Origin of the sequence: Streptomyces sp. SID12488, from assembly GCF_010548275.1 — a bacterium.
In the GTDB taxonomy this organism is placed as follows: domain Bacteria; phylum Actinomycetota; class Actinomycetes; order Streptomycetales; family Streptomycetaceae; genus Streptomyces.
The window spans coordinates 172,810-184,198 of sequence record NZ_JAAGLT010000018.1; the positions used below are offsets into that span (position 1 = coordinate 172,810).

The following is an 11,389-nucleotide window of genomic DNA, read 5'->3' on the forward strand; positions in this document are numbered from 1 at the left end:
TCGGTGCGGCGTCCGTACGCCTACGTCCATCCGCTGAGCAAACGCTCAGTCGGTAGCCGATTGTTCCAGACGCACGACCACGGACTTGCTGGCCGGGGTGTTGCTGGTGTCGGCGGTGGCGTCCAGCGGGACCAGGACGTTGGTCTCCGGGTAGTAGGCAGCCGCGCATCCCCGCGCCGTCGGGTAGAACACGATCCGGAAACCCGGCGCCCGCCGCTCGACGCCGTCCTTCCACTCGCTCACGAGGTCGACGTACGACCCGTCGGCGACCCCGAGGGCCTGCGCGTCGTCGGCGTTCACCAGGACCACCCGGCGGCCGTTCTTGATGCCCCGGTAACGGTCGTCCAGGCCGTAGATCGTGGTGTTGTACTGGTCGTGCGAACGCAGGGTCTGCAGGAGCAAACGGCCTTCCGGGAGTTCGGGGAACTCGACGGGCGCCGCGGTGAAGTTGGCCTTGCCGGTGGCGGTCGGGAAGCGGCGCTCGTCGCGCGGGGCGTGCGGCAGGGTGAAGCCCGCCGGGTCGGCCACGCGTGCGTTGAAGTTCTCGAAGCCGGGGATCACGCGCGCGATGCGGTCGCGGACCGTGGCGTAGTCCTTCTCGAACTCCTCCCAGGGCGTGCGGGAGGCCTCGCCCAGGACGCGGCGGGCCAGCCGGCAGACGATGGCCGGTTCGGAGAGGAGATGCGTGCTCGCCGGCTCCAGACGGCCCCTGGAGGCGTGCACCATGCCCATGGAGTCCTCGACCGTCACGAACTGCTCTGCGCTTTTCCCGTTCGGGCCCACCTGGACGTCGCGCTCGGTGCGGCCGAGGGTCGGCAGGATCAGCGCACGCGCGCCTGTGACGGCGTGCGAGCGGTTCAGCTTCGTCGACACGTGCACGGTGAGACGGGCGCGGCGCATGGCCGCCTCGGTGACCTCCGTGTCGGGGGAGGCGGAGACGAAGTTGCCGCCCATGGCGAAGAAGACCTTCGCCTCGCCGTCGCGCAGGGCGCGGATGGCCCGTACGACGTCGTAGCCGTGTTCGCGGGGCGGGGCGAAGCCGAACTCCTTCTCCAAGGCGTCCAGGAAGGCGGGGGCGGGGCGTTCGAAGATGCCCATGGTGCGGTCGCCCTGCACGTTCGAGTGGCCGCGCACCGGGCACACGCCGGCGCCCGGGCGGCCGATGTTGCCACGCAGGAGAAGGAAGTTGACCACTTCGCGGATGGTGGGCACGGAGTGCTTGTGCTGGGTCAGGCCCATCGCCCAGCACACGATGGTGCGCTCGGAGGCCAGGACCATGCCGAGGGCTTTTTCGATCTCCGCGCGCGTGAGGCCCGTCGCGGTGAGGGTCTCGTCCCAGTCGGCGGCGCGGGCCGCCTGGGCGAACTCCTCGTAGCCGTGGGTGTGTTCACGGACGAAGGACTCGTCGACCGCGCCCTCGGTGTCCAGGATCAGTTTGTTGAGGAGGCGGAAGAGGGCCTGGTCGCCGCCGATGCGGATCTGCAGGAACAGGTCGGTGAGCGCCGCGCCCTTGATCATGCCCTGCGGGGTCTGCGGGTTCTTGAAGCGTTCCAGCCCGGCCTCGGGCAGCGGGTTGACGCTGATGATCCGCGCGCCGTTCGCCTTCGCCTTCTCGAGGGCGGAGAGCATCCGGGGATGGTTGGTGCCAGGGTTCTGGCCGGCGACGATGATCAGATCGGCCTTGTAGAGGTCCTCCAGGAGGACGCTGCCCTTGCCGACCCCGATGGTCTCGGAGAGCGCGGAACCCGATGACTCGTGGCACATGTTGGAGCAGTCGGGGAGGTTGTTCGTGCCCAGTTCGCGGGCGAACAGCTGGTAGAGGAACGCTGCCTCGTTGCTGGTGCGGCCCGAGGTGTAGAAGAGGGCCTCGTCGGGCGAGCCGAGGGCCTTCAGCTCCTCGGCGACGATGTCGAAGGCACGGTCCCAGGAGACCGGTTCGTAGCGGTCGCCGCCCTCGGGCAGGTACATGGGGTGGGTGAGACGGCCCTGCTGGCCCAGCCAGTACCCGCTGCGGCCGGCCAGGTCGGTCACGGTGTGCGCGGCGAAGAACTCCGGGGTGACGCGGCGCAGGGTGGCTTCCTCGGCGACGGCTTTCGCGCCGTTCTCGCAGAACTCCGCGGCGTGCCGGTGCTCGGGCTCGGGCCAGGCGCAGCCGGGGCAGTCGAAGCCGTCCTTCTGGTTGACCCGCAGGAGGGTGAGCGCGGTGCGGCGGACGCCCATCTGCTGCTGTGCGATGCGCAGGGTGTGGCCGATGGCGGGCAGTCCGGCCGCGGCGTGCTTGGGCTCGGCGACCTGGGGCGCGTCCTGGACCGGATCACTCTTGGGCGGCTTGCTGGCCATGGCTGAGCCCCTTCGCTTGCACGTGTCTCTCCGCTTGCGCGTGGTGGGCGTGCGCAGCATTCACCTGCGTGTGTGCCACCTGTTCGATCCTCCCACGGGAGAGCGACAGCGGCGGTGCCAGGTCTCGGGCGCCACGGACGGCCCGCGTTGTCAGTGGCACGTGGCAGGATCGGGGTCGTGGCAGAAACAGCAGCGAAGCAGACCGAGAAGACCTCCGGCACGGGCCGCCCCCGGCTGATGCTCATGGACGGGCACTCGCTGGCGTACCGCGCGTTCTTCGCGCTGCCCGCGGAGAACTTCACGACCGCGACGGGACAGCCGACGAACGCGATCTACGGCTTCGCGTCGATGCTCGCCAACACGCTGCGCGACGAGGCGCCCACGCACTTCGCGGTGGCGTTCGACGTGTCCCGCAAGACCTGGCGCTCCGAGGAGTTCACGGAGTACAAGGCGAACCGGTCGAAGACGCCGGACGAGTTCAAGGGGCAGGTCGAGCTGATCGGCGAGCTGCTCGACGCGATGCACGCGGAGCGGTTCGCGGTCGACGGTTTCGAGGCGGACGACGTCATCGCCACCCTGGCCACGCAGGCCGAGGCCGAGGGCTTCGAGGTGCTGATCGTCACCGGCGACCGGGACTCCTTCCAGCTGGTCACCGAGAACACGACGGTGCTGTATCCGACGAAGGGCGTCTCCGAGCTGACCCGGTTCACTCCGGAGAAGGTCTTCGAGAAGTACGGGTTGACGCCGGCGCAGTACCCGGACTTCGCGGCGCTGCGCGGTGACCCGTCCGACAACCTGCCCGGTATTCCCGGGGTCGGTGAGAAGACGGCGGCGAAGTGGATCAACCAGTTCGGGTCGTTCGCGGACCTGGTCGAGCGGGTCGAGGAGGTCAAGGGGAAGGCCGGACAGAACCTGCGCGACCACCTGGACGCCGTCAAGCTCAACCGCCGGCTCACGGAGATGGTCCGGGACGTCGAACTCCCGAAGACGGTCACGGACCTGGGGCGTGCCGCGTACGACCGTACGGCGGTGGCGGTGGTCCTCGACACCCTGGAGATCCGGAACCCCTCACTGCGCGAGCGGCTGCTGGCCGTCGACCCGGGCGCCGAGGAGGCCGACGCGGGCCCGGTCGCCGAGGCCGGCGTCGAGGTGGACGGCACGGTGCTCGGCGCGGGCGAGCTGGCCCCCTGGCTCACCGAGCACGGCACGGAGGTCCTCGGCGTCGCCACGGTCGACACCTGGGCGCTGGGCAGTGGCTCGGTCGCCGAGATCGCGCTCGCCGCGGCCGGGGGAGCGGCGGCCTGGTTCGACCCGGCGGAGCTGGACGAGGCCGACGAGAACGCTTTCGCGGTCTGGCTGGCCGACGCGGACCGGCCCAAGGTGTTCCACGGCGTCAAGGGCGCGATGCGGGTCTTCGCGGAGCACGGCTGGACCGTGGCCGGGGTGAGCATGGACACGGCTCTTGCCGCGTACCTGGTCAAGCCGGGCCGGCGTTCCTTCGACCTGGACGCGCTGTCCCTGGAGTACCTCGGCCGTGAACTGGCGCCCGCCGCGACGGCGGACGGCCAGCTTGCCTTCGGCACGGACGAGGGCGCGGAGGCCGACTCCCTGATGGTGCAGGCCCGCACGATCGTCGACCTGGGCAAGGCGTTCGGTGAGCGCCTCCAGGAGGTCGGCGCGGCGGATCTGTTGCGGGACATGGAGCTGCCGACGTCGGCGCTGCTGGCCCGCATGGAGCGGCACGGCATCGCGGCGGACCGGGCCCACCTGGAAGCCATGGAGCAGATGTTCGCGAGCGCGGTGCAACAGGCGGTGAAGGAGGCGCACGCGGCGGTCGGCCACGAGTTCAACCTCGGCTCGCCCAAGCAGCTTCAGGAGGTCCTCTTCGGGGAGCTGGGCCTGCCGAAGACGAAGAAGACCAAGACGGGCTACACGACGGACGCGGACGCCCTGGCATGGCTGGCGACCCAGACGGACCACGAACTGCCAGTCATCATGCTCCGCCACCGCGAGCAGGCGAAGCTGCGTGTCACGGTCGAGGGCCTGATCAAGACGATCGCGGCGGACGGCCGTATCCACACCACGTTCAACCAGACGGTGGCAGCGACGGGCCGGCTGTCCTCCACGGACCCCAACCTCCAGAACATCCCGGTCCGTACGGACGAGGGCCGCGCGATCCGCCGCGGCTTCGTGGTCGGCGAGGGCTTCGAGTCGCTGATGACCGCGGACTACAGCCAGATCGAACTCCGGGTGATGGCCCATCTCTCGGAGGACGCGGGTCTGTTGGAGGCGTTCACGTCAGGGGAGGACCTGCACACCACGGTCGCCTCCCAGGTGTTCGCGGTCGACCGCGCCGCGGTGGACGCGGAGATGCGCCGCAAGATCAAGGCGATGTCGTACGGCCTGGCGTACGGTCTGTCGGCCTTCGGCCTGTCCGGGCAGCTGAACATCGACGCGGGCGAGGCACGCGGTCTGATGGACACGTACTTCGAACGGTTCGGCGGTGTACGGGACTATCTGCGCCGGGCTGTCGACGAGGCGAGGGCGACCGGCTACACGGAGACCCTCTTCGGCCGCCGCCGGTATCTCCCCGACCTGAACAGCGACAACCGCCAGCGGCGCGAGATGGCCGAGCGCATGGCCCTGAACGCCCCGATCCAGGGCACGGCGGCGGACATCGTCAAGATCGCCATGCTGAACGTGGGCCGGGCGCTGGAGGAGACGAAGCTCAAGTCCCGCATGCTGCTCCAGGTCCACGACGAAATCGTCCTGGAGATCGCCCCGGGTGAGCGTGAGGCCACGGAGGAACTGGTCCGCCGGGAGATGGCCGGCGCGGTGACTCTCCGGGCGCCGCTGGACGTGTCGGTGGGCTCGGGGCTCGACTGGGAGTCGGCGGCACACTAGCGCTCTGGCGCTCCGCTGGGTGGGCGGTTCGTTCGGGCGGGCGGGTTGTCTGCCTCGGGCCGGTGGGGCGGCTGGTTGCGTACGCAGCCTGCTGCGGGCCGGTGGGGGCTGGTCGCGCAGTTCCCCGCGCCCCTGTGGGGCGCGGGTGAGCCGCCTCGGCCGACCAGTCCCGGGCGGCCCCAGGGCCTCGCCCCGGCCTCCGCCGAGCCCGTCACCCGCGTGGCCCCCGCGAACACGCTTCCGCTGGGCGTGCCCGACAGGATGCGGGCATGGGTATACGCACGCTCATCCGCCGGACGGTCCCCACGCGCTCGCCTGTACCGGTGTTCGCGGCCGACGCGAGCACCGCCCGCGTTCCCGGCGGCAGCCTGGCCGTCGCACCCCTCGGATGCCGTGCGGACGCACTCCGCCGAGCCCTCACGCCGCCCGCCCGCAGTCGCCGTGCCCACCTCGGCCCGCGCTCCGGTCTACCGGTGTCCGGCCGTGCCCAGGCCTGGCGTCTCTGGGCCGGTCGTGGGCGGGAGTGGCTGCGCCGGCCGCTCGGCGGAGGTCAGCGAGAACCCGTGCGCCCTCCGGTCCGCCCACCGTCGTGATCCTCCGCGTTCCTCTCCGCAGGACCTTCTGTATGACCTACCGCGCAACCTTCGGTGCAGAGGTGGTGGACTTCCGGGGCACGCGTTCCCGTCCGCTCCCCGGACCGCCGGAACCTGACCCCCGCCGCGTACAGGACCAGCCCCGACAGCAGGCCCGCACCCGCTCCGAAGCACAGTGTCGGGATCACCTCCCACGGCCTTGCCGTCGCACCCCAGTACGCCCACCAGTGGACCACCCGCTGCACCGCCCCCGCCGCCGCGCAGCCGCCGATCACGGCGAAGGCCGGCCACCGGTCCCGTACCGACAGCACCGGTACGCCTGACGGCTCGCTCGCCCCGGTCCGCCGTAGCGCGTGATGCACGAACCCCGCGATGACCACCGCGGCCAGCGCCGAACTGCCGTACTGCAGGTACCAGTACAGAGGAGAGCCCCGCAGTTCGCTGTCCAGGACGGGGAACAGCCGTACCCCCCACCGGTCATGGTGCGTGAACGCGTCCCAGACGACATGGGTCAGGGCGCCGAAGGCAGCCGAGGCGTACCACCGGAGGATCAGGGACGGTGTCACCCGCGCGCGGGGCGTTCCGCAGCGCAGCAGGGTCGCCGTCCGGCCCTGCCGGGCGCGTGGCAGCAGGGCCACCAGTGGCTCGCGCAGGAGCACCCACAGGGCCACCAGCGCCCAGGCGACGACCACGTCGATCGTGAAGACGCCCGGGAAGGAGTGGGTGACCGCGCCGAACTCCATCGCCTGGGGCAGGACGCTCGCCGCGAAGTAGGTCAGATCAGGAGAGAAGGAGCCGGCGACGAGTACCGCCGGTATCAGTCGGCCGCGTCCGGTTCCATCGGCGCGTACGGCCGGCAGTACGGCCGCCGCGTGGCTGAGAGTGAACGGCAAGGAGGCTCCCTGGAGCGGATGTTGACGGGGGCGAACCATCCCGATGATCACCGTCGTCCAGTATGCGGGACGGCCGCAGGCTGCGGCGGACGGGTACGTGACGGTGGGAGGAGTGAGTGAAAAGCCGCGCGCGGGCCGCCCTGCTCCGTGGAACGCGACGAATCACAGTTGGCCAATCGGTGAATATCGGGCACGAACGGGTGTCCGCGCAACGCAAGTTGTCGTAGGGTCGCCTGGGTCGGCCTGCATGGGGAGCATGGTCGAACACGGAAGCGCAACGTAGGCGTAACGCACGAACAAGGCGTGTAATCGGGCGAAATGGCCGGTTTGCAGGGCTGACCGAATCGGTCGGGACTGGTCGAGGTCGGCCGGGATCAGACGAAAACAGGTGGAACAGGGCGACTTGTCGCCCGCGGGAGGGGTTCTCTGTATGGCGGCGTACATCGGCAGGAGGCTCCGCAAGGGGGCGGCGACGACCGCGGTGGCCGCACTCGCGGTCGCGGCTCTGTCCGCGTCCCAGGCACCGGGGGCGACGGTCGACGACCAGGGCAGACAGACCGCCAGCGACTCTCAGCCCACGTCCGAGGTGACGGCCGACGACAGTGCGAGCGCGACCGGCAACTCGCCGTACTACACGGACCTTCCACCGCTCCACAGCCCCAACCCCGGTCCGAGCTCCTCGCAGTCGTCGACCATAGGCACGCCGGTCTCGCTCGGTGAGGCCGAGGCCGGCATACCCGCGACCGTCCTCGACGCCTACAAGAAGGCCGAGGCGGCGCTCGGCACGGCCAAACCCGGCTGCAACCTGCCCTGGCAGCTCCTCGCGGCCATCGGCAAGGTCGAGTCCGGTCAGGCCCGCGGCGGCCAGGTCGACGCGAACGGCACCACGACCAGCCCCATCCTCGGCCCGCAGCTCGACGGCAACGGCTTCGCGCTCATCAAGGACACCGACAACGGCGCGTACGACGGCAACAGCAGCTACGACCAGGCCGTCGGGCCCATGCAGTTCATTCCGTCCACCTGGGCGTGGGCGGGCCGCGACGGCAACGGCGACGGCAAGGAAGACCCCAACAACGTCTACGACGCGGCCCTCGCCGCCGGTCACTACCTGTGCCGGTACGGCTGGGACCTGTCGACGCAGGCCGACCTCAACCGCGCGATCCTCAGCTACAACAACTCGACGGACTATCTGAACCTCGTCCTGTCGTGGCTGGAGTACTACCGCAAGGGCACCCACGAGGTCCCGGACGGCACGGGCACGGTGCCCGTCGGCCGCAGCAGCGACGGCAACTCCGGAGCGAGCCCCTCGACGCCGCCGGTCACGACGCCGAGCCCCAGCCCGAGCACACCGGGGACCAACACGCCGGGATCGAGCGCCCCGAACCCGACGAAGCCGGGTAAGCCCGCCACGCCGACCCCGACACCCGTGCCCACCCCCACGCCCACCGACACGGTGGACCACCTGGAGGACGCGGGTACCGCCAAGCTCACCGCGACGGCGGGCGACGCGTTCACCAAGAAGATCAGCACGCGCGCGGAGACCGTGGCCGGCCAGGCTGTCGGCAAGGTCAGGATCCGCTTCACGGTCGTCGGCGACACCGACGCCACCTTCACCGGCGGTGAGAACGTAGCCACCGTCGTCACCGACAGCACGGGAGTCGCGGTCGCACCCGCGCTCAAGGCGGGCGAGAAGGTGGGTGACTTCACGGTCCGCGCGGTCGTCGTCGGCCGTACGGTCAGCGCTCTCGACTACTCGGTCACCGTCACCGCCCGCGCCGCCGACACCCTCGCCCGCACCGGCACCACCGCGCTCACCTGCGTGGCGGGCGGTGAGTTCGTCGACCAGGTCGAGGTCAAGGCGACGTACGACGGCGCTGTCGCGGACGGTGTCGCGGCCACCGCGACCCTGGTCACCTCGGCCGACGACGCGACCGTGAACACCAAGGGCCCCTACTTCAAGGACGCGGACGGTAAGACGGTCCGCACCCTCACGGGTCTCGAAACGGACGCGAACGGCCTGCTCAAGCTGCCGAAGCTGTACGCGGACGACACCACCGGCACCTTCCTGCTCCGCATCACCACCACCGGCGGCGCCACCCTGACGGTCGAGCTGACGGTGACGGCGGCACCCACCGCGACCGAATCCGCAACGGAATCGACGGCTCCGACCGAGTCGGCCGGTCCCTCGGCCTCCAGCTCCCCGAGCCCGTAGGTCGTCATACGCGTCAATACGCAGGAAAGCGGCACCCCGTTCACAGCGAGGGGTGCCGCTTTCGTGTGTGCGAGCTGTTCTCATCTCGGGCGCCCGTTGCTACGGTGCCCCGACCTGACACCCCGTCAGCTGGATGTCGGCAGTCGAGGAGGCCCCGTATGCGTGCCCTGATCGCCGCCGCGACCGGCCTCGCCCTCGCGTTCGCGCTCGTCCTCGCGATCACGGCCCTGGGCCCTCCGGCGGGCACGACGTCCCCGAAGCCGCTGCTGACCACGGTCCCGTCACACCCCTAGCCGCCGCACCTCTCCGGGAGGGAGGCCGAGATGCGCCGAAAGTCCGGCCTGATCCTGCTCGCCCTCGCCGTGTTCTTCGCGGCGCTGTCCCCGCTGCTGCGCTGGTACGCCTTTCCGCGTCTCGCCAAGATCCCGGCGAACCAGTACACGACCATGGTCCTGGAGGCGAAGGACGCGACCCTTCTCGACTACGACTCGCTCTATGCCGTGAAGGTCCCCAAGGTCACCATCGTGCAGACCCTCAAGGGCAACGTCGAGGCCTCGGAGAAGATCGAGAAGACGGCGGGGCGGGACGTGGTCGTCTGGGACGGCCTCTCCTATGTCCAGGGGCCCGACGGGAAGATGGTCTCGAAGATCGCCGAGCGCTACATCTTCGACGCGCACACCCAGGAACCCGTCCACGCCACCGGCGAGATGGTCGACGGCGACCCGGTGAAACGGGAGGGCATCGAGTTCAAGTGGCCCTTCCTGACCGAGAAGCGGGACTACGAGTACTTCGACGCGCAGGCACGGATGACCGCCCCGATCCACTACAAGGGCACACAGAACTTCCGCGGCGTATCGGTCTACTACTTCGAGCAGACCATCCCGTGGACGAAGGTTCCCTTCCCCAAGGACCTGCCGATCAAGGGCGTCACGGCCGAGACGGTCGCCGCGACCGGGATGACCCGCTGGTACACCACGGTCCGCAAGTTCTGGGTGGAACCTGCCACCGGTGCGCCCGTCTACGGCGAGGAGATCCACCAGGAGGAACTGCGCGGAGGCACCCTCCTCGGGGGGCGCGAAAAGGTGACGGCCTTCGCCGGGCACGTGAAGATGCGCGAGGACTACATCGAATCGACGGTCGCCCTCGTCAAGTCCCAGCGCGTACTGGTCCTGCTGCTGACGTCGTACCTGCCCTGGGGTTTCCTGAGCCTGGGCATGCTCCTGCTGGCCCTCGCCCTCTACCTGGAGGCCCGCGGGCGCAGGCCGGCCGATCCCACCCCCGCACGAACCTCCGCACCCGAACCGGTCAACGCCTGAGCCGCGCGTTCGTGTGCCGCGTCGGCTCGGCGGTCGCCGGGTCCTCGGGCCACGGATGCTTCGGATACCGTCCGCGCAACTCGGCGCGTACGCCCTTGTAGCCGTCCTTCCAGAAGGAGGCGAGGTCGGCGGTGACGGCGGCGGGCCGTCCGGCGGGCGAGAGCAGATGAACGAGCACCGGCACACCGGCCACGGCGGGTGACTCCCGCAGGCCGAACATCTCCTGCAACTTCACTGCGAGCACGGGCCGTTCGGGATCGGAGTAGTCGATCCGGATCCTGGAACCGCTCGGCACCGCCAGCCGCTCGGGCGCCAGCTCGTCGAGGCGGCCGGCCTGCCCGGACGCCCACGGCATAAGCCGGTTGAGCGCCTGCCCCGCCTCGATCCGGCCCAGGTCGGCCCGCCGCCGCGCCCGGCTCAGCTCGGGCTCCAGCCACTCGTCCACGCGCGCGTGGAGGGCGTCCTCGGAGACGTCCGGCCAGGGAGCGCCCAGGTGCAGATGAAGAAACGTGAGCCGCTGCCGCAGCGTCCCGGCGTCCGCGGACCACCGCAACAGCCCGAGCCCCTCCTGCCGTAGCCCTTCGAGAAGAGCGTCACGTACGAGTCCGCGGTCGGGGTCCCGCAGTGGACGCACCGCCAGTTCTACCGCCCCGAGCCGCTCGACGCGCCGGGCGACGACGTCTCCGTCGGCCCAGCGGACCTCCTCGCCGGTGGAGTGCAGGGCGCCGGCCGCCGACCGCGCGGTGTCCTCGTCGACGGTGGCGGCCAGCCGTACGCGCGCGTGCCCGGACCCCACCGGCCGGTCCGCCACGGCGACCGCGATCCAGGACGCGCCCCGCAGTGCCGAACCGTCACCGGCCTCGGCCCGGGTACCGGACACCATCAGATACGAACCCCCCTGAGCCCTGGCGACCCGCTCGGGAAAGGCGAGCGCGGCGACGAGCCCGGCCGCGCGGTCGTCCCCGGCGGCCGGGGCGGAGCCCTTCGCGGGTTCGCGGGACACGGCGTCGGGCGCCGCCGAGCGCAGCCTGCGGGACTCCGTCCGCCAGCGGGCCGCGTACGCGTCGCTGCCTCGTCGGGCCGTACGCCAGGCCGCCGCGAGATCGTCGCCGTACTCCCGCGGCGGCTCCT

7 protein-coding genes are annotated in these 11,389 nt (G+C 70.7%); 4 read left to right on the top strand and 3 right to left on the bottom strand.

Annotated features, from left to right (window positions below):
• Positions 1-45 precede the first annotated feature (45 nt).
• On the bottom strand, positions 46-2,340 hold the full coding sequence (locus G3I56_RS25935) for an FdhF/YdeP family oxidoreductase (protein WP_164412910.1): 2,295 nt from the start codon (positions 2,338-2,340) through the stop codon (positions 46-48).
• Positions 2,341-2,517: 177 nt separating this feature from the next.
• Between G3I56_RS25935 and polA the strand changes: the two genes are divergently transcribed.
• A complete protein-coding gene (polA, locus tag G3I56_RS25940; protein WP_164412911.1) occupies positions 2,518-5,244 on the top strand; it encodes a DNA polymerase I in 2,727 nt (908 codons plus the stop codon).
• Between the two features lie 550 nt (positions 5,245-5,794).
• On the opposite strand, the gene G3I56_RS25945 is transcribed toward polA, so the two are convergent.
• The gene (locus G3I56_RS25945; RefSeq protein WP_164412913.1) at positions 5,795-6,730 is read right to left on the bottom strand and encodes a DUF4184 family protein; all 936 of its coding nucleotides are present in this window, start codon (positions 6,728-6,730) and stop codon (positions 5,795-5,797) included.
• Positions 6,731-7,160: 430 nt separating this feature from the next.
• Between G3I56_RS25945 and G3I56_RS25950 the strand changes: the two genes are divergently transcribed.
• The 3 genes from G3I56_RS25950 (at position 7,161) to G3I56_RS25960 (ending at position 10,258) form a co-directional block, all read left to right on the top strand.
• On the top strand, positions 7,161-8,942 hold the full coding sequence (locus tag G3I56_RS25950; protein WP_164412915.1) for a lytic transglycosylase domain-containing protein: 1,782 nt from the start codon (positions 7,161-7,163) through the stop codon (positions 8,940-8,942).
• 158 nt (positions 8,943-9,100) lie between these two features.
• On the top strand, positions 9,101-9,235 hold the full coding sequence (locus tag G3I56_RS25955) for an SPW_0924 family protein (protein WP_164412917.1): 135 nt from the start codon (positions 9,101-9,103) through the stop codon (positions 9,233-9,235).
• Positions 9,236-9,265: 30 nt separating this feature from the next.
• Complete coding sequence (locus tag G3I56_RS25960; RefSeq protein WP_164412919.1) at positions 9,266-10,258, top strand: DUF3068 domain-containing protein; 993 nt, start codon at positions 9,266-9,268, stop codon at positions 10,256-10,258.
• Here G3I56_RS25960 and G3I56_RS25965 read toward each other — a convergent pair.
• The coding region (locus G3I56_RS25965) for an ATP-dependent helicase C-terminal domain-containing protein (RefSeq protein ID WP_275406826.1) at positions 10,248-11,389 on the bottom strand (1,142 nt) is incomplete at its 5' end. The two genes, G3I56_RS25960 and G3I56_RS25965, sit on opposite strands and share 11 nt — an antisense overlap.

Excerpts from the sequence above, each read along its gene's own strand:
- G3I56_RS25960 (WP_164412919.1), top strand. The coding sequence starts at position 9,266 with ATGCGCCGAAAGTCCGGCCTGATCCTGCTCGCCCTCGCCGTGTTCTTC.
- G3I56_RS25935 (WP_164412910.1), bottom strand. The coding sequence starts at position 2,340 with ATGGCCAGCAAGCCGCCCAAGAGTGATCCGGTCCAGGACGCGCCCCAG.
- G3I56_RS25950 (WP_164412915.1), top strand. The coding sequence starts at position 7,161 with ATGGCGGCGTACATCGGCAGGAGGCTCCGCAAGGGGGCGGCGACGACC.
- G3I56_RS25955 (WP_164412917.1), top strand. The coding sequence starts at position 9,101 with ATGCGTGCCCTGATCGCCGCCGCGACCGGCCTCGCCCTCGCGTTCGCG.